Source organism: Nocardia alni, assembly GCF_019038435.1.
Taxonomy (GTDB): Bacteria; Actinomycetota; Actinomycetes; order Mycobacteriales; family Mycobacteriaceae; genus Nocardia; species Nocardia alni.
In genome coordinates, this window is record NZ_JAGPOX010000129.1 from 1 (window position 1) to 18,244 (window position 18,244).

The 18,244-nt window shown below is 67.6% G+C and carries 17 protein-coding genes, 2 pseudogenes and 1 riboswitch; of the genes and pseudogenes, 8 read left to right on the forward strand and 11 right to left on the reverse strand.

Translation table 11 applies throughout. The features are described from left to right. Together JZ791_RS34565 and holA are read left to right on the forward strand one after the other, a co-directional pair. Positions 1-1,404: ComEC/Rec2 family competence protein (locus JZ791_RS34565; protein ID WP_216900532.1), on the forward strand; the 1,404-nt coding region annotated here is incomplete at its 5' end. A 204-nt stretch (positions 1,405-1,608) separates the two neighbouring features. Beyond that, complete coding sequence (holA, locus tag JZ791_RS34570; RefSeq protein ID WP_308163261.1) at positions 1,609-2,580, forward strand: DNA polymerase III subunit delta; 972 nt, start codon at positions 1,609-1,611, stop codon at positions 2,578-2,580. A gap of 20 nt (positions 2,581-2,600) precedes the next feature. Here the strand turns inward: holA and JZ791_RS34575 are convergent, their stop codons facing one another. From JZ791_RS34575 to rpsT, 3 genes are all read right to left on the reverse strand, one after another. Beyond that, positions 2,601-3,005: a type II toxin-antitoxin system VapC family toxin gene (locus JZ791_RS34575; protein WP_216900536.1), complete on the reverse strand. Its 405-nt coding sequence runs from the start codon at positions 3,003-3,005 to the stop codon at positions 2,601-2,603. Further along, on the reverse strand, positions 2,998-3,258 hold the full coding sequence (locus JZ791_RS34580; RefSeq protein WP_216900538.1) for a FitA-like ribbon-helix-helix domain-containing protein: 261 nt from the start codon (positions 3,256-3,258) through the stop codon (positions 2,998-3,000). Before JZ791_RS34580 ends, JZ791_RS34575 begins: the two co-directional genes overlap by 8 nt. 217 nt (positions 3,259-3,475) lie before the next feature. Continuing rightward, entirely contained in the window at positions 3,476-3,739 is a 264-nt protein-coding gene (gene rpsT, locus JZ791_RS34585) for a 30S ribosomal protein S20 (protein WP_216900540.1), read from the reverse strand. A gap of 483 nt (positions 3,740-4,222) precedes the next feature. Here rpsT and JZ791_RS34590 point away from each other — a divergent pair, with 483 nt between their 5' ends. Next, positions 4,223-5,014: an aquaporin gene (locus tag JZ791_RS34590; protein WP_216900542.1), complete on the forward strand. Its 792-nt coding sequence runs from the start codon at positions 4,223-4,225 to the stop codon at positions 5,012-5,014. Positions 5,015-5,020: 6 nt separating this feature from the next. Here JZ791_RS34590 and JZ791_RS34595 read toward each other — a convergent pair whose 3' ends face one another. The 4 genes and pseudogenes from JZ791_RS34595 to JZ791_RS34610 form a co-directional block, all read right to left on the reverse strand. Continuing rightward, positions 5,021-5,560, reverse strand: coding sequence for a type II toxin-antitoxin system PemK/MazF family toxin (locus JZ791_RS34595; RefSeq protein ID WP_216900544.1), 540 nt, complete (start codon positions 5,558-5,560; stop codon positions 5,021-5,023). A 51-nt stretch (positions 5,561-5,611) separates the two neighbouring features. Next, positions 5,612-6,964 (reverse strand): glucarate dehydratase, encoded by a 1,353-nt coding sequence (gudD, locus tag JZ791_RS34600; protein WP_216900546.1) that lies wholly within the window; start codon positions 6,962-6,964, stop codon positions 5,612-5,614. Between the two features lie 188 nt (positions 6,965-7,152). Then, positions 7,153-7,381: pseudogene (locus tag JZ791_RS34605) on the reverse strand (MFS transporter); the annotation flags it as partial. A gap of 183 nt (positions 7,382-7,564) precedes the next feature. Beyond that, positions 7,565-8,446 (reverse strand): ArsR/SmtB family transcription factor, encoded by an 882-nt coding sequence (locus tag JZ791_RS34610; protein ID WP_216900548.1) that lies wholly within the window; start codon positions 8,444-8,446, stop codon positions 7,565-7,567. 72 nt (positions 8,447-8,518) lie between these two features. Here JZ791_RS34610 and JZ791_RS34615 point away from each other — a divergent pair, with 72 nt between their 5' ends. Continuing rightward, on the forward strand, positions 8,519-9,184 hold the full coding sequence (locus tag JZ791_RS34615; RefSeq protein ID WP_216900550.1) for an alpha/beta fold hydrolase: 666 nt from the start codon (positions 8,519-8,521) through the stop codon (positions 9,182-9,184). 9 nt (positions 9,185-9,193) lie between these two features. Here JZ791_RS34615 and JZ791_RS34620 read toward each other — a convergent pair whose 3' ends face one another. After that, positions 9,194-9,859 carry a GntR family transcriptional regulator gene (locus JZ791_RS34620; protein ID WP_216900552.1) on the reverse strand — a complete coding sequence of 222 codons (666 nt, stop codon included), beginning with the start codon at positions 9,857-9,859 and terminating at the stop codon, positions 9,194-9,196. 68 nt (positions 9,860-9,927) lie between these two features. On the opposite strand from JZ791_RS34620, the gene JZ791_RS34625 reads away from it, so the two are divergent. Together JZ791_RS34625 and JZ791_RS34630 are read left to right on the forward strand one after the other, a co-directional pair. Next, positions 9,928-11,316, forward strand: a complete 1,389-nt coding sequence (locus JZ791_RS34625) for an LLM class flavin-dependent oxidoreductase (protein ID WP_216900554.1) — start codon at positions 9,928-9,930, stop codon at positions 11,314-11,316. Between the two features lie 15 nt (positions 11,317-11,331). Continuing rightward, positions 11,332-12,516, forward strand: coding sequence for a CaiB/BaiF CoA transferase family protein (locus JZ791_RS34630; RefSeq protein WP_216900579.1), 1,185 nt, complete (start codon positions 11,332-11,334; stop codon positions 12,514-12,516). 163 nt (positions 12,517-12,679) lie between these two features. Here the strand turns inward: JZ791_RS34630 and JZ791_RS34635 are convergent, their stop codons facing one another. Next, positions 12,680-13,357, reverse strand: a complete 678-nt coding sequence (locus tag JZ791_RS34635; RefSeq protein ID WP_216900556.1) for a GntR family transcriptional regulator — start codon at positions 13,355-13,357, stop codon at positions 12,680-12,682. 85 nt (positions 13,358-13,442) lie between these two features. Between JZ791_RS34635 and JZ791_RS34640 the strand changes: the two genes are divergently transcribed. Beyond that, the gene (locus JZ791_RS34640) at positions 13,443-14,321 is read left to right on the forward strand and encodes an isocitrate lyase/PEP mutase family protein (RefSeq protein ID WP_216900558.1); all 879 of its coding nucleotides are present in this window, start codon (positions 13,443-13,445) and stop codon (positions 14,319-14,321) included. On the opposite strand, the pseudogene JZ791_RS34645 reads toward JZ791_RS34640, so the two are convergent. Next, positions 14,288-14,533: pseudogene (locus JZ791_RS34645) on the reverse strand (methylenetetrahydrofolate reductase); the annotation flags it as partial. The gene JZ791_RS34640 and the pseudogene JZ791_RS34645 sit on opposite strands and share 34 nt — an antisense overlap. A gap of 68 nt (positions 14,534-14,601) precedes the next feature. Beyond that, positions 14,602-16,866: a 5-methyltetrahydropteroyltriglutamate--homocysteine S-methyltransferase gene (gene metE / locus JZ791_RS34650; protein WP_216900560.1), complete on the reverse strand. Its 2,265-nt coding sequence runs from the start codon at positions 16,864-16,866 to the stop codon at positions 14,602-14,604. A 155-nt stretch (positions 16,867-17,021) separates the two neighbouring features. Beyond that, a riboswitch (cobalamin riboswitch) is annotated at positions 17,022-17,214 on the reverse strand. 187 nt (positions 17,215-17,401) lie between these two features. Here metE and JZ791_RS34655 point away from each other — a divergent pair. After that, positions 17,402-18,163 carry a TetR/AcrR family transcriptional regulator gene (locus tag JZ791_RS34655; RefSeq protein ID WP_216900562.1) on the forward strand — a complete coding sequence of 254 codons (762 nt, stop codon included), beginning with the start codon at positions 17,402-17,404 and terminating at the stop codon, positions 18,161-18,163. Positions 18,164-18,244: the final 81 nt, after the last annotated feature.

Here is an 18,244-nt window from a genome sequence, read left to right on the forward strand (position 1 = left end):
AGAGACAGTCTGCTGGGTGTGTGGGCGATTCGGGAGCATCGGCGGCGGATGCCTGCCGCGGTGCTGCTGGCCGCGCTGTTGGCCGGGGCGGGATTCGGGGCAGCGGCGGCCTGGCAGGAGTATCGGGTCGCGACGCATCCGCTGCGAACCGCGGCGGTGGGCACCGCGGTGACCGTGACAGTGGTTCCGGTCGACGATCCGAAGTTGCTGCCCGCCAAGGCGTTCGGTGCGCGACAGTGGATGGTGAAGGCGGGTCTGCGGCAGTACCGGCGTGGCAGAGTGCGGGTTCGAGTGGGTGGTGCGGTGATCGTGCTGGCCTCGCGGGGCGGCTGGGCGGGGCTGCTGCCGGGGCAGCCGGTGGAGTTCCGGGCCCGCGTGGAGCGGCCGTGGCGGCGGGATCTCACGGTCGCGGTCCTGCGCGCACAGGGCCCGCCGCGGCCCGTCGGGCCCGCGCCGTGGTGGCAGCGGGCCGCGGGATCGGTGCGCACGCATTTCGCCACCGCTGCCGGGCGTGCCCTGGCGCCCGATGCGGCCGCGCTGCTTCCCGGGCTGGTCGACGGGGATGTGTCCCGGCTGCCGGATCGCGTGCGGGAGGACTTCAGACAGACCGATCTCACACATCTGGTGGCCGTGTCCGGCACCAACGTCTCGATCGTGTTGATCGTCAGCCTGGAGTGGATGCGCAGGCTCACAGTGGGCCCACGCCTGCGTGTCGTGCTCGGGGCGATCGCGTTGGCCGGGTTCGTGGTGTTGGCCAGGCCGTCCCCGACGGTGCTTCGTGCGGCGATCATGGGTGTCGTCGCCTTGCTCGCGGTGCTGATGAGCCGCCGCAAGCAGGCACTGCCCGCGCTGTGCGCCGCGACGATCGGCCTGATCGGCTATTCGCCCGCGCTGGCCCTGGACATCGGCTTCGCCCTGTCGGTGCTGGCGACGACCGGGCTGATCGTGTTGTCGCCCCGCTGGTCGCACTGGCTGGAGGAACGTGGCTGGCGGCATCGGCCGGCCGAGATGCTCGCCGTCGCCACCGCGGCCTTCCTGCTCACCGCTCCGCTGATCGTCACCCTCACCGGCCATGTCGGGCTACTGGCGATCGTGGCGAACATTCTGGTGGAACCGGTCATCCTCCCGGTCACGGTGATCGGGACCCTCGGCGCGATCGCATCCTGCGTCTGGATGCCTTTGGGCGTCGCCGTGTTGTACCTGACAGCCGGGCCGTTGTGGTGGCTACTGTTCGTGTCCGAATACGGTGCATCGCTGGGCATTTCCCTGCCGTTGCCCAAAGGCGCGCGCGGCGGGTTGGCGACTGCGGTCGTGGTCGCCGGTCTCCTGGTACTTCTGCACCGAATCACGCGCCCCTCGGCCATACCCGATGCGGAGTCCGACGAGGAGCGCGCACCGCCGTGATCACGCTGTCGGTTCGAGCAGTCCGCGGCCGGATATCGCATCGGTGAATCAGTGCCACTGCGTTGGTGAGTCTGTGGTGCGATCGCACCGGTGAGGCCGGGCATGATCGCGCCGATGGGCCGGTAGTGCCGCCGCATCGGTGGGTCTGGGGCACGACCGCGCCGATGGGCGGGCTTGTCGGTGCCGCCCCGTAGGATGCGGGGCGTGACCGACCGTCCCGCATCCGTTCATCTCGTGCTCGGTGAGGAGGAGTTGCTCATCGAGCGCGCAATCGCCTCGATCGTCTCCGGGGTCCGCGGCGCCGCCCCGGACCCCGATGCGCTTCCGGTGGACCGGATGCGCGCCGGAGATGCCAGTACCGCCGAGCTCGCGGAGCTGCTGAGCCCTTCGCTGTTCGCCGAGGACAGGGTGATCGTCCTGGAGTCGGCCGCGGAGGCGGGTAAGGACGCGGTTGCGGTGATCACCGAGGCGTCGGCCGAACCGCCCGAGGGTGTCGTACTGGTCATCCTGCATTCCGGCGGCGGCCGGGCCAAGGCCCTGGCCCCGGCCTTGCAGAAGCAGGGCGCGCTCACCCACGACTGTGCCAAGGTCACCAAGGCCGGTGAGCGGATCGAGTTCGTGCGCAACGAGTTCCGCGCCGCAGGCGTGCGCGCCTCCTCCGATGTGGTGCAGACCGTACTGGAGGCTGTCGGATCCGACCTGCGGGAGCTGGCCGCCGCCTGCTCCCAGCTGGCCGCCGACACCGGCGGCAAGGTCGATACCGCCGCCGTGCGCCGCTACTATTCCGGCCGCGCCGAGGTCACCGGCTTCGACGTCGCCGACCTGGCCGTCTCCGGCGACCGCCCCGCCGCCATGGAGGCCCTACGCTGGGCCACCGACCGCGGCGTCCCCGCCGTCCTGCTCGCCGATGCCCTGGCCGATTCGGTCCACACCATCGCCCGAGTAGGCTCCGCAGGCCGGGGCGACCCCTTCAAACTCGCCTCCCAACTCGGCATGCCCCCCTGGAAGGTCAAAAAGGCCCAGGGCCAAGCCCGAGGCTGGACGGCCGCCACCATAGGCACCGCCCTCCAGGTGGTAGCCACCCTCAACGCCGACGTCAAGGGTGGCGCGGCCGACTCCGACTACGCCCTCGAACACGCCCTGTCCACCATCCTCGACCTCTACGGCGCAAACTGACATGTTCGAGAACCATTGAACTAAGGTCCGATGATCTCCAGATCTGGAAAGTAGCTGCGGAAGTCCTTGCGGTTGCGGGTCAGCAGACGATAGCCCTGGACGGCCGCATGGGCGCCGATGTAGAAGTCGCCGATCGGAGACGTTTTGGCGCCTCCGGCAAGACGGTACTTCCGGTGTGCGCGCCCAGCACGAGAGGCAGCATTCCAGGGCAGGTCTTCGCGTCGGAATTCGTGTCGCGGCAATGCGGTGTCCAGGTCTTCGTCTGTGGAGAAATGGATGGACATCTCCGCGTACACGATTGGATTGATTACGAGGCCCTTGCCTCCGATTGCTGTTTGGATCTGCTCGGTCGACCATTCGCGCCATACTGCATCGGAACTCACGACGTCGAGGAGTACACAGGTATCGACCAGGGTCTCAGTCACCGCGGGTGATCTCCATCAGTTGATCCGTCGACAGGCCTCGCGACTCGGGGATGAGCTTGCTTTCACGAAGGCGGCGTATCGCGCGTTCGCCACGGGTCTCGCCGCCCGGTATCACGACAGGTACCACATTGGTGGCGTCTTGTGTCAGCAGCGTAAGTATGTACGCCTGCAAGGATTGCCCCAATTGGTCTGCGTGGACCTTGATAGCGGTTAGAACGTCATCAGGTACGTCCTGAATAGTCACAGCATTCATGTCCCGAGAATATCCAGGGCTCAGGCGTCATGACCAGCCAAAATAGGTAGAATCCGGAACTTTCCGACGATCGTCCAAATTGTGCGATCGGACTGTTCCAGAGTGCAATACCGATCTGTCTCTCGGATACAACAAAAGCCGCCGTGGTCGTCTGCTTGTGCAGACCCTCTGCCACGGCGGCGATGTAAAGCGGGTGCGGTAGGACTACCGCGGAGGCTCAGCCCAGCTTGTTGAAGGCCAGGGACAGGGCCGACTTCTTGTTGGCGGCCTGGTTGGTGTGAATGACGCCCTTGGAGGCGGCCTTGTCGAGGCTGCGGCTCGCGCTGACCAGCAGAGCCTGAGCCTGGTCCTTCTCGCCCGCCGCGGCGGCCTCACGGAACTTGCGAATGGAAGTGCGCAGCGCGGACTTCACCGACTGGTTGCGCTGACGCGCCGCCTCGTTGGTTTGGATCCGCTTCATCTGGGACTTGATGTTTGCCACGCGTAGTTCCTCTAATTCCTGTCGTCAGTGTGGTGTGTTCGGTACTACTGAGAAGTCTCTCGGGCGCACCACCTCTAACAGGTAGCGCCGCACCGCCGACCGAGACTACCAGTTAGGTGTCCTGTAGGTGAAATCGCCCCGGTCAGGCGCATGCCGATGCACGAAGTCTACATGCGCCTCACCAGAGGCACTGGCGCCGATCTCGGTCACGAGCTCGACGCAGCGGCGGGGCGTCGGACCGCGCGACCCGGGTGCCATCTCCTTGCCTCCGGTGCCGGGGGACTTCTGTCGCAACGGCTCCACCGACGTGGAGGTCGCTCGCCCCACCTAGCCGTGTTGAGTTACAGCAAATATTAGGCAACTGAATCTGACATCGATATTGTGCTGATGTTTCGGCTCGCGTACCGTCTGATCGGAATGCACTTACTCATCTAGCACAACCCTGGTTAATGCACGCGCGACGTGTCGAGGGAAGGTTGGCAGATGTCTCCTACAGCGCAGGAAGTCGTCGAAACCGTGGTCGAGCAGCGGCCCATCTCGCTGGGGCGCAAATTGCTGGCCGAATGTCTGGGCACCTTCGTACTGGTCATGGGCGGTGTCGGCACGGCGGTGATCGCGGGGCACAAGGTGGGTTATCTCGGGGTGGCGCTGGCGTTCGGGTTCACGCTGCTGTTCCTGGTCTACGCGATCGGGCCGATTTCGGGCTGCCATGTGAATCCGGCGGTCACCGTCGGGCAGCTGCTGCTGGGCCGGGTCAGCGCCGTCGAAGCGGTGTATTACATTGTGGCGCAACTGATCGGTGGATTCATCAGCGGCGGCGTGCTCTACGCGATTGCGAGGAATCTGCCGACCTACGACCGGACCGTCGATGGCTTGGGCGCCAACGGCTGGGGCGCGCACAGCCCGTCCAGCGTCGGGGTCGGCGATCCGCTGTCCAGGATCACCATCAACGGCTACGGCCTGGCCGCGACCATCACCGTCGAGATCATCCTGACGGCGCTGCTGGTGTTCGTGGTGCTGGCCTCCACCGACCGGATCTCCAACGTCCCGCTGGCGGGCCTGTCCATCGGCATCACCCTCGCGGTCATCCACATGATCGCGATCCCGATCGACGGCACCTCGGTCAACCCCGCCCGCTCCCTGGCCGTGGCCCCGTATCAGGACGGCGCCGGGACCCAGGTCTGGGCCTTCATCGTCTTCCCGCTGATCGGCGGCGTCCTGGGCGCCCTGATCTACGGAGCCCTGTTCGGTCGCACCCGCGATCTGGACGCCTGATTCCGCTCAGCGCCAATGGTATTCGCGGCAGAGAAGGTGGGCGACGAGGTCGTACGTTTTCAAGGGCAGGATCGCGCCCTCGCGGCGGATGCCCTCCTCAGGGACGTCCAGGATGTGGTCGAGGCGGACCCAGGTGGTGCGGCTCTCGTAATCCCAAGGGCCCGAGCCGATGTCGATCCAGCGGTGTGCGGGCGTATGGGTCGGGGTGGGTGACAGCAGCAGGCCGAGGAGGGTGGTGTCGTCGCGGCCGACGACCAGGACCGGGCGGTCCTTGCCCTCGCTCGGATCTTCCTCGAAAGGTACCCAGGTCCAGACGATTTCACCCGGATCGGCGCGGCCGTCCAGATGCGGGCAGTACACGACCTGACGGGCCCGCTCCCGGGTCGGCACCGGGCTGGAGGCGGCGGGGCGTACCGCGATCGCGGGCGCGCGGCGGCGACCTCGGGATCTATCCCGCGTCGTCGCGCGTTGCATCCGTCCGACCAGCCCCTGCCCTCGGGCCACGGTCCCCAAGTGTCTGCCCAGAGAGCTCCACGTACCGGCCATCATCGGAGCATAACCGGGCGGCGGGCCGTTCTCATCCGGCACACGAAACCCCTACCGGCACAACGCCGGACGCTTGCTGTCGAAACTCCAGCCCGGGATCAGGTACTGCATCGCGCGGGCGTCGTCCCGCGCGCCCAGGCCCTCGCGTAGGTACAGCTCGTGCGCGGCGGCCACCCGCTCCTCGTCCAGTTCCACGCCCAGGCCGGGCTTGTCGGGCACGGTCAGCAGCCCGTCGCGGATGCGCAGCGGATCGGTGGTGATGCGCTGGCCGTCCTGCCAGATCCAATGCGTGTCGATGGCGGTGATCTCACCCGGTGCGGCGGCGGCCACGTGCGTGAACATCGCCAGCGAGACGTCGAAGTGGTTGTTGGAGTGCGAACCCCACGTCAGTCCCCACGCATCGCACAGCTGCGCCACCCGCACCGAACCGGCCATGGTCCAGAAGTGTGGGTCGGCCAGCGGAATATCGACCGCGTTGGCACGGATCGCGTGGCCCATCTCCCGCCAGTCGGTGGCGATCATATTGGTCGCGGTCGGCAGCCCGGTGGCGCGCTTGAATTCGGCCATCACCTCGCGACCGGACAGCGAGCCCTCCGCACCGACCGGATCCTCCGCGTACGCCAGCACATCACGCAGGTCCCGCGCGACACGCACGGCCTCGCCCAGCAGCCAGCCGCCGTTGGGGTCCAGGGTGATTCGCGCGTCCGGGAACCGCTCGGCCAGCGCGCGCACGGCCGCGGCCTCGTCGTCCGGGGCCAGGACGCCGCCCTTGAGCTTGAAATCGGCGAAGCCGTACCGTGCCTGTGCGGCCTCGGCCAGCCGCACCACCCCCTCGGGGTTCAGCGCCGGCTCGTGCCGCAACCGCAGCCAGTCGTCGGCGTCGTCCTCGTCGGCGGGGGAGCGGTAGGGCAGATCGGTCCGGTCACGCTCGCCCACGAAGAACAGATAGCCCAGCGCCCGCACCCGGTCGCGCTGCTGCCCCTCGCCCAGCAGCGCGGCCACCGGCACGCCGAGGTGCTGTCCGAGCAGATCCAGCAGCGCCGACTCCACCGCGGTGACCGCGTGGATGGTGACGCGCAGATCGAAGGTCTGCGCCCCGCGCCCGCCGGCGTCCCGGTCGCCGAACGTGCGCCGGATATCGCCCAGGACGGCGTGATACTCACCGATCCGCCGCCCCAGCACCAGCGACCGCGCATCCTCGAGCGTGCGCCGGATCGCCTCGCCGCCGGGTACCTCGCCGACACCGGTATTGCCGTCGGAATCGGTGAGGGTCACCAGATTCCGGGTGAAGTACGGCGCATGTGCCCCGCTGAGGTTCAGCAGCATGCTGTCGTGTCCGGCGATGGGTACCACTCGCATCTCGGTGACGACGGGAATCGCGGTGCTGGCGGTGGGCGCGGTCATCAAGGCACTTTCTGTCGGTGATCGGATGCTGTCGGTAGGGGGCGGAAGCTGATGATCGGCGCGAAGGGTGAGATCAGGCCGGGTTCGGTCCGCCTCCGTCGAAGGCCATCGTGGATCCCGCCCCGGCACTGCCGATCGAGCCGGTGGCCTTGGTCCGCTGCGCCGGTGGTCGCCTGACCGAGCCGATGCCGACGGATCAGCAGTGCCGAGGCGGCCGCGAGCAGCGAGGCCACGGCCAGTGCGTACAGCCCCCAAGTCCCGTCCCGGTGGCCGATTTGATCAGTCCGAATCCGTAGGGCGCCACGAATCCGCCGAGATTACCGAGCGATTGATCACCGCGATGGTCGGGGCCGGGACCAGCGGATGCAGCGTGGCCTGTGGAATGGACCAGAACAGCGGGCTGGCGCCCTTGAATCCCGTCCACTCCTTTCGATCCGGGTAATACGGCGCGCCAAACGCCACAATCAACGGATTCGGCCCCGTGACTCGCCTCACGCTCCGGTGAGACTATTACCGATCAGCGATGCCTGTCCAACACCGATACTGAATGAATTGATGCTCCAGCGGTATCGGTGTTGGCCCTCTGATCGTGGTTCAGGTCTACGCCCGGGGCATGTTCCAGGGTGCCTGCGGCAGCACGTCCCCTGTCTCGAGCAGGGATTTGAGGTTGGCCAGTATGGCGGGCCAACCGTTGGAGACTCCTTGGCGCATATCGCCATTGGGGAAATTTTCGTGAGTCACCGTGAGCCGCACGATGTCCTGGTGCTGTGCGATGTCGAAAGTGACGACCGAGGGTTCGCGGGCCGACGCGAGATCCGGGCGGTCGTCGAAGGTGATGACCAGACGGGTCGGCCGTTCGGTCTCCAGGACCCGGCCGACGACTTTGGCCTGCTCGGATCCGTCGGTGGATCGCAGCTCCCAGGCGGAATCCGGTGTCCACTCCGATACCGAGGCCTGCCCCCAGTAGCGTGCGGTCAGATCCGCGTCGGTCAGGGCCTGCCACACCTGCTCGGCGGTGGCGCGGATATAGGTGGCGTAGACGTAATTCGGGACTGTCGCGGTGGATGTGCCTGTGGCGGGGAGGGATTCGACTGTCATTGCGGACTCCTGTGCCTGATGTCGGTTGATGGACTCGGCCCGGCTTTTGATGTCGCGCAAGGCATCCAGTCGGGGCCGGTCGAACACTGCGATCCAGCGCTGGTCGATCTCATGGATCGGCGCGGGATTGAGATAGTGCAGCCGCTCGCGTCCCCGTCGCACGACGGTGACGAGGTTGGCCCGCACGAGAATGTCGAGATGCTGCGTGGCCGATTGGCGCGCCATCGACAGCCTGTCGCACAACTCGCCCAGCGTCTGGCCGTTCTGCTCGCGCAGCCGGTCCAGCAGTAGCCGCCGGGTGGGGTCGGCCAGGGCCTTGAAGACCGCGTCCAATTCGTTCGCCTCGACACTCACGAGAACGATTATGCAGGTATTTACCTGCATAAGTCAACGCCGGAAAATATGCCCCGCGAGCAGGTGTGATGAGTTTGCGTGCCGCGGGGAGTCGTAACCGGTATGACGGTTTTCGCACTCATCCACGGTGGCGGTGGTAGCGCTTGGGACTGGCACCTGCTCGAAGCGGAACTCCGCGATCGCGGGCACGACACGGTCGCGGTGGAACTCCCGGTGTCCGATCCCCGGGCGGGATTGTGGGACTACGCCGACGCCGTCGTCCGGGCGACCGACGGGGGCGGTCCACTCGTGGTGGTGGCCCACTCCTGGGGTGGTTTCATCGGCCCCCTGGCCGGCGTGCGCACCGGAGCCGAGGCACTCGTCCTGGTGAGCGCCATGATCCCCAGTCCCGGTGAGACACCGGATGATTGGTGGAAACGCAGCGGCCGGCCCTCGTCCGGCATCACCGACCAATACGAGCTCTACTATCACGATGTTCCCCGTGAACTGGCCGAGCGCGTATCAGCACACGACGGCGCGCTGATCGAGAAGATGAGCATGGATCGTGTGGGCCGGGAGCCCTGGCCGCTGTCCGCGTGGCCGGACATTCCGACGAGATACGTGCTGTGCCGCGACGACCGCCTGTTCACCGCAGAATTCGTGCGTCGCCACGTATCGGAGCGGCTCGGCATCACACCCGACGAGATGCCCGGCGGTCATATGGTGATGCTGTCGCGGCCGGGTGAGCTGGCCGACTATCTGGTACGGGTTCTTCCGGCTGCCGGCTGATCCATACCGTTACCCGGCTTCGGGATCCGCCCCTTCGCCCAGCCAATCGGCCAGCGAACGTCCGGCGTCGAGTACATGACGCTCGGCGACCGTGCGCGCGGCCGCGGCATCGCGTGCGGTCAGCGCGTCGAGCAGTTGCTCGTGTTCGGCGAGTGAATGCTGTTCGTGCTCGGGGAATACGGTCAGGAAGTTCGTCGGCACCACGCGCACGGCCTGCTTGATCTGCGCGAGCAGCCGCGGGGAATGCGCGATGCGGTGGATCTCCTGATGGAAACGCCAATTGGCCTCGCCGATGTTGTCCGCGCCGGATCTCGCGCTCACCTGGTCGGCCAGGGCGCGCAGGTGCCCTATCTCCTTGTCGGTGGCGCGATCGGCGGCCCAGGCGGCGGCCTGTCCGGTGAGGATTCCCAGGATGGCGAAGCTGTCGATGATGTCGTCGGGGCTGATGCCGATGACCGTGATGCCGCTACGGGGTGCGATCCGCACCAGCCCCTCGAAGGACAGTTCCAGCAGCGCCTCGCGGACCGGGGTGCGGCTGGTGGCGAACTCCTCGGTGATGGCGTCGAGGTCGATCCGGGTGCCCGGTCGCAGCGCGCCGGTGAGGATCCGGTTTCGAAGCTCGCGGGTAGCGCGCTCGCGCACCGTCCCGGAAATATCCACCGCACCGATTGCCATGCCGGCAGTCTAACAGTACTGAGGTACAACACTTGAAATTTGATATATCAGATGTTAACTTTCAGTGCATGGCAGTGAGGCACGGCGACAAAATGACTCTTGTCGCGTTCATGCAGGCGGGAAACGCGTCGGTGTACGCCGGATCGTGGCGGCATCCGGCGACAGAGCACGGTTATCTCGACGCGTCGTATTACGCGAAGATCGGCCGTCAGCTCGAAGACGGGTGCTTCGATCTGATGTTCTTCGACGACAGACTGGCGATGCCGGGCATCTACGGCGGCTCGGTCGCCGAGGCCGTCCGCTACGGCGCCCGGCCGGTGAAGCTCGATCTGAGCGTGGTGCTGGGGGTGCTGGCGCAGACCACGTCCCATATCGGACTGGGCGCCACCTACTCCACCACCTACTACGCGCCCTTCCACGTGGCGCGCACCTTCGCGACGCTCGATCATCTGTCCCGCGGTCGCGCCGCGTGGAACGTGGTGACCTCGGTCAACGACGCCGAGGCGCAGAACTTCGGGGTGGAGGCCCACCTCGGGCACGACGAGCGCTACGACCGCGCCGACGAATTCCTCGAGGTCGTCGCCGGTCTGTGGGATACCTGGGACGACGACGCCATCGTGCACGATCGGGCCGCGGGTATCTACGCCGATCCGGCGAAGGTTCGCGAACTGCACTATCGGGGTAAGTATCTGTCGTCGCGCGGCCCGTTGACGGTGCCGCGGACGCCGCAGGGCCGCCCGGTGCTGATGCAGGCGGGATCCTCCGGCCGCGGTCGTGAATTCGCTTCGCGCTGGGCCGAACTCATCTTCACCGGTGACCCCGGGCTGGAGATTGCCCGTAATCACTACGCGGATCAGAAGACTCGGCTCGCCGACGCCGGACGGGATCCCGCCTCGGTGCGAATCTGCCCGATGGCCTACGCGGTGGTCGGCGAATCCGAGGATCACGCCAAGGAACGTGAGGCGATGTTGCTGAACGATCTGGTGGATCCGATCGCGTCGTTGACCCTGTTGTCGGAACTGATGAATTACGACTTCGCGCAACATGATCCGGACGACCCGGTGACGGACGAGCTGATCGCCTCGGTATCGGGCATTCGCGGGCTGGTGCAGAACCTGCGCACGCATATCGGCGGCGAGACGGTCACCGTCCGCGACCTGGCCGCACATCGGGCGACCCTGCTGCAGGGGCCGCGGTTCGTCGGCACCGGAGAACAGATCGCCGAGCAGATGGCCGAATGGTTCCACGGCGACGCGTGCGACGGATTCGTCCTGGCGGCAACGCATCTGCCCGGCGCGTTCGAGGACGTGGTGCGGCTGGTGGTACCGCAGTTGCAGCGCAAGGGCCTGTTCCGTACCGAGTACGAGGGTAAGACGCTGCGTGACCATCTCGGGCTGGACCGGCCTACGAGCACGTTCCGATCCACCGCCGCCGCGACCACGGGATCGGATGCCTAGATGTCCGGCAGTGCGATGCTGAGCGGCGTCCGGGTGCTGGATCTGGCGTCTCTTGCGGCCGCGCCGCTGGCGGCCACCTATCTGGGCGAGTTCGGTGCGGATGTCATCAAGGTGGAGCAGCCCGGGGCGGGCGATCCGATCCGTAGCTGGGGTAATCAGCGCGACGGTATCGGGCTGATGTGGAAGTCGATCTCGCGCAACAAGCGCGCGGTCACCCTGGACCTGCGCGTCGAGGATGGCCAGAAGTTGTTGCGCCGCTTGGTGGAACACGTCGACGTGGTGGTCGCCAACACCAGGCCGCAGACCCTGCGCGCCTGGGGCCTGGACTACGAGAGCCTGCGTGCGGTCAACGACCGGATCATCATGCTGCACATCACCGGATACGGGCTGTCCGGCCCCAAGAGCGAGCGGCCGGGCTTCGGGACCTTGGGCGAGGCGATGAGCGGCTTCGCCCACCTGACCGGTGAGACCGACGGACCGCCGACGCTGCCGCCATTCATGCTGGCCGACGGCGTCGCCTCGCTCAACGCGGCCTACGCGGTGATGATGGCCCTGTACCACCGCGATGTGCACGGCGGTCCGGGCCAGCTGATCGATATCAACCTCATCGATCCGCTCGCCCGGCTGCTCGAACAAACGCTACTGGGCTACGACCAGCTCGGCCTGGTACCCGCGCGAGCCGGTAATCGCTGGGATATCTCGGCCCCGCGCAACACCTACCGCACCGCAGACGGCCGCTGGCTGGCCATGTCGGGCAGCTCACCGGCGTTGGCGCTGCGCGTGTTCCGGGCGATCGGGCGCGGGGACATGGTCACCGACGCCGACTTCTCCGATCCGCAACGCCGCCTGGCCCGGGCCCACGAGGTAGACGAGGTGGTCGCCGACTGGGTGTCGAAAAAGACTCTGGCCGAGGCGATGTCGGTCTTCGAGGCCGAGCAGGTCGCGGCCGCGCCGGTGTACGACATCGAGGATCTCGTCCAGGACGAACAGCTGCGGCACCGGGAGGTGTTCGTGGAGGTCCCCGACGACGAGCTGGGGCCGATGACGGTGCAGGCGCCCGTGCCCCGCTTCTCGGCGGCCGAGGGGACGGTCGGCCATCTGGGACCTCGTCTGGGCGAACACAATCACGAGGTCTACGGCGAACTGCTCGGCCTGAGCGCCGACGACGTCGACGCATTGCGGGGGCGTGGCGTCTTGTGATGCCGTGTAGGGGCGTTCGCAGCCGAGCCCGACGTCCGGGAGCGGTAAGCCGGGTGGTGCTGTTGTTCAGCACGACGTGTGGCGGCGTTATCGATCTGCTCGCGATCGAGCGCGCTCGGCAGGTGGAGGGCGACGACTTGCTGAACGAATCGGCCGCCCAGGGCTAGCGGGTGCGGTGCTGCTCGTCGAGTGCGAGCAGCACCGCATCGCGACCGGAAACGATGTGCCGGTCCATGGCCGCGGCGGCGGTTTCGAGATCACCGGCGAGCAGCGCGGCGAGGACGGCCTCGTGCTCCGCGGTGGAATCCTTCGGGCGGGACGCCACCGTCACGCTGAGGTGACGGAATCGGTCGATGGGGCCCCGGATCTGTTCCATGAGTTGGTCGTTGACCGGATTGGCGGCGATGGCCGCGAGCTGCCGGTGGAATCGGTCGCCCAGTTCGGTCACTGCTGGAACATCGGAAACTTTTGTAGCCGAACGCATCTGCCCCACAACCGTGGTCAGCTCCATACGCAAGGGATCGGTCAGCCGGGCGCCGGCCTCACGCACTGCCAATTGCTCCAGTGCGGACCGCACCGCGTACAGGTGCCGCACATCGTCGGCGGAAACCGGGCGCGCTCGCATGCGGCCGTTGTCGAGCCGATCCACGAGTTGCTCGACCTGTAAGCGCTGCAACGCCTCCCGCAGGATGGGCCGGCTGACGCCGAGTTCTTCGGACAGGCCCTCCTCGGTAATGCGTTCGCCGGGAGCGATGCGCAGGGTGATGAGCGCGTCTCGAATGCTCTCGTAGGCCAGTTCGCGCAGCCCGCGGCGCTGCCCGGTGAGTGTCAGGCGTGTCATGAGCGCTTTCGTCCGCGTCTGTTGTCCACACACGGACTCTAACGTCACATTGACTTTCAGTCTATTTGTCTACAAATATACAACTATGAGACTCGATGAACTTCTCGCCGGACCCGATCCGATCCTGGCGCCGGGCGTGTACGACGGCCTCTCCGCCCGGATCGCCGAGCAGGCGGGCTTCGGCGCGGTCTACCTCAGCGGCGGCGCGGTCGCGCGCTCGGCGGGCGTGCCCGATCTGGGCCTGCTGTCGATGACCGAGGTGCGCGACCGCACCGCCCAGATCTGCTCGGTCGTCGGCGTTCCGGTCATCGCCGATATCGACACCGGATACGGCAACGCGCTCAACGTGTTCCGCACCGTCGGTGAGTTCGTGCGCATCGGGGTGAGCGCCCTGCAACTGGAGGACCAGCTCACCCCCAAGAAATGCGGCCACTACGGCGGCAAGGAACTGATCGACGCCGACGAGATGGTCGGCAAGATCACCGCGGCGGCCGACGCCATCGGCGACGCGCCCGTGCGGATCATCGCCCGCACGGACGCCATCGCGGTGGAGGGTCTGGACGCCGCGCTGGATCGGGCCCGTCGCTATGCGGATGCCGGAGCGCACATCCTGTTCGTCGAGGCCCCGGAGGACCGGGATCAGATCGAGCGCATCGCCGCGCAGCTCCGGGGAATCCCCCTGCTGCTCAACATGTTCGAGGGCGGCCGGACGCCGCGGGTGCCGCTACCCGAGCTGGCCGAGATGGGGTACCGGATCGTCATCGTTCCATCGGATCTGCAACGGGCGGCCATGCGCGCCATGCAGGAGGCCGCCGCCGAGATCTTCGCGCACGGCGACAGCCATGCCATGGCCGACCGGCTCGCGAGTTTCGATGAGCGGGATCAGCTGGTGGACAAGGAGTCCTGGGACCGGCGCGAACGCCGGGCCGGTCAGGGGATCGACGGTGCGGGAGTGACCGGGTAGCCGAGATTGGCCAGCACCTCTCCGGTGGCCTTGGCGAAGTTCGACGTGATGAAGTGCAGGCAGGGAGCGCCTTCGGCGATGAGCCGCTGCGCCATTTCGGTGGCGATCTCGATACCGGCCGCGCGTACCGCGGCCAGGTCTTCCTCGGGGCCGTCGCCCGCGGCTCGGCGTAGTCGGCTCAGCACCGATACGGGTAGTGGGCGGCTGCAGAGCTGCTGTGCTTGGTACGGAAAGGCCAAGGCCGCCAGGGTGTTCCGCGAAGGAACACCCTGGCGTGCAGTCAGCGCAGGGCTTGCGCCGCCGCGACCAGGTTGCGTAGCGAGGCGGTCACCTCGTCGGTGCGGCGAGTCTTCAGGCCGCAGTCCGGGTTGACCCAGAGCCGTTCGGCCGGAACCGCTTTCAGTGCCAGGCGCAGTGACTGCTCGATCTCCCCGGCGCCCGGCACGCGCGGCGAGTGGATGTCGTAGACGCCCGGCCCCACGCCCAGGTCGAAGCCCGAGGCGTTGAGGTCGTCGAGCACCTCCATGTGCGAGCGGGCGGCCTCGATCGAGGTGACGTCGGCGTCCAGACCAGCGATGGCGCCGATGACCTCGCCGAACTCCGAGTAGCACAGGTGCGTGTGGATCTGGGTGGCGTCGGCGACACCGGAGGTGGCCAGCCGGAACGCGTCCACCGCCCAGTCCAGGTACGCGGCCTGATCGGCTTTGCGCAGGGGGAGAAGCTCCCGTAGCGCGGGCTCGTCCACCTGGATCACCCGGATCCCGGCGGCCTCCAGGTCGACCGTCTCGTCCCGGATGGCGAGTGCGATCTGGCGGGCGCTGTCGGCCAGCGGCTGGTCATCTCGGACGAAGGACCACGCCAGGATGGTGACCGGGCCGGTGAGCATGCCCTTGACCGGCTTCCGGGTGAGCGACTGCGCGTAGGTGATCCACTCCACGGTCATGGCCGCCGGACGCACCACGTCGCCGAACTGGATCGGCGGGCGCACACAGCGGGTGCCGTAGGACTGCACCCAGCCGTTCACCGTGGCGGCGAACCCGTCCAGCTGCTCGGCGAAGTACTGCACCATGTCGTTGCGCTCCGGCTCGCCGTGCACCAGCACGTCCAGGCCGATCTCCTCCTGCAACGCGATGACCTCGGCGATCTCGGCGCGCATGCGCGAGTCGTACTCGGCCTGGTCGATCTCGCCGCGGCGCAGCTCCGCGCGGGCCACCCGGATCCGGCTGGTCTGCGGGTAGGAGCCGATGGTGGTGGTCGGCAGCAGCGGCAGGTTCAGGCGCTCCTGTTGTACAGCGCGGCGCTCGTCGGCCGGGACGCGGCGCACGGCGTCGGCGTCCAGACCCGCCAGACGCTCACGCACCGACTCGACGCGCAGGCGCGGGTCGGCCTTGCGGTCCAGCACGGCGGTGCGGGCGATATCGAGATCACCCGCGACGGCCTCCTCACCCTTGGTCAGCGCGCCGGCCAGCAGAACGATCTCGGCGATCTTCTCCTCGCCGAACGCCAGCCAGCTGCGCAGGCGCGCGTCCAGGTCGGTCTCCGGCGCGAGGCTGTACGGGACGTGCAGCAGCGAGCAGGAGCTGGACACCGCGACGGTCACTCCGGCGTCCCGCAGCCCGGTCAGCCGTGGCAGAGCGTGGTCCGGATCGACGCGCCACACGTTGTGGCCGTCGACGACACCGGCGACGATCAGCGTGTTCTCGAGCGAGCGCATCGCGGCCAGATCCGCCTCACCGCCCGCGACCAGGTCGACGGCGATGCCCTCGACACCGGTGTCGGCCAGCGCGGGCAGCGCCGCACCCAGGTGGCCGAAGTATGAGGCGACCAGGATGGACGGCCGGGCTTCCACCTCGGCCAGCCGCCGGTAGGCGGTGTGCACTGCGGCCAGTTCGGTCTCGCTGAGGTCGGTGACCAGCGACGGCTCGTCCAGCTGCACCCACTGCGCGCCCGCCTCGGCCAGCAGGCCGAGCAGCCGCTCGTAGAGGGGGAGCAGGTCGGGCAGGCGCTCGAGCAGATCGCTGCCGTCCACCGACTTGGCGAGCTTCAGGAAGGTGATCGGGCCCATGATCACCGGCCGGGCCGGAACACCTAGCGCCAGTGCCTCTTTCAGCTCGGCCAGGGGCTTGTCCGGATGCAGTGCGAACTCGGTGGTCGCGGAGAGTTCGGGCACCAGGTAGTGGTAGTTGGTGTCGAACCACTTGGTCATCTCGAGCGGTGGAACGTCGGCGGTGCCGCGGGCGGCCGCGAAGTAGCGGTCCAGCTCGTCCGCTATGCCGCGCACCCGTTCGGCCAGGACGCCGAGCAGCACCGCTGTGTCCAGCACGTGGTCGTAGTACGAGAATGTGCCCACCGGAACGGAATCCAGGCCCGCGTCGCGGGCGGCGGTGAGCTGGGCGGTGCGCAGGCCCCGGGCGACCTCGTGCAGGGCGGCGGCGTCACTGCGGCCGGCCCAATACGCCTCGATGGCCCGCTTGAGCTCGCGGTTCGGGCCGATGCGCGGCAGCCCCAGCGCGGTGGCGGTGAATACGTTGTCAGGGTTCAACATCGAATGAACTCCATGGTCAGCAGCCAATGGTCGCCGCCCATCACGAACGTACGCTGACGAAGCCCCATAGCCTCTATCCCGTGCCCGGGTCTCCTCGGCGCAACGCCCAATCCACGAGGCGACGACCGCCGGATACGGCGTATCCGGCGCAGGCGGGCAGGTCTTCGGACTCATGGGCGCCGACCCGATCACGGGCCGACCCCGGCGACGGCCGGGGCTGGACCTACCAACCATCGCTTCCCAGGCGGTGCCCAGTGCATATGACGGCCGTCGTTCCCATTCACCGCTGCGGGACAGTCCCGGACTTCCACCGGGTTCCCTCTCACCCTCCTGGCGCGCGGACGCACCGACAGGGCTTCGACGCCGTCGAGTGGATAAGGGGCTCCTCGGCTCCACCTCGGGCGAACCAGCTGCACCTTCGAATATATGCCAAGACCGACCCGAACGGCCAAGTACCTACCGACCTGCGGCTGCGCCACAGCGCATTGTGAGCCGATGTTAACGACGATATGCCCATGCCATTATCATTGATAGCGTGCCCGATCCGATCGATGCCGACAGCGCCGAAGCCTCCTCGAGTGGTGTGCCGGCCGGGCGGGAACCGCATCGGCAGCGGGTGATCGAGGCGGCCGCGGATCTGCTCGTGCACGGCGGCCGGGACGCGGTCACCACGCGCGCGGTCGCGGCGGCGGCCGGTGTGCAGGCGCCGGTGATCTACCGCCTGTTCGGTGACAAGGTCGGTCTGCTCGAGGCGGTGGCCGAATACGGCTACGCCGAATTTCTCGCGACCAAACAGGGGCACCCCAGGCTCGAGGATCCGATCGAGGACCTGCGCGTGGGCTGGGACCTCGCGGTGGAGTTCGGTCTGTCCAATCCGGCGCTCTACATGCTGATGCACAGCGAAACGATGCGGCCCGACTCGCCGGCCCTCCAGGCCGGAATGCACATCCTCATGTCGCGCATCCAACGCTTGGCCGCGGCCGGATCGCTGCGCGTCGACGAGCCGCTGGCGGCCTCGGTCATCAATGCGACCGCGCGTGGTGCGGTGCTCACCTGGCTGTCCCAGCCGCCGGATCGGCGCGATCCGGCGCTCCTGGTGACCATGCGGGAAACCATGGTCGTCGCGGTGACCTGTCACGAGCCGGTCGTCCCGGAGGCGACCGCGTCGGCCGCGGCTCGCGCCCTGCGTGCCACGCTGCCGGATCAGCAGGTGCTGAGTGTGGCCGAGCAGGCTCTGCTGGGAGAGTGGCTGGATCGCCTCGCCGCGGATCAGCCGGACCTCCCGGACGGCCGATAGCCGGCACCGGCCGCCGCCGGATCGATGTCGGTGATCGAGATGCCGGTGTGCGACCGGGTGGAACGCCTGTTAACTTCGATT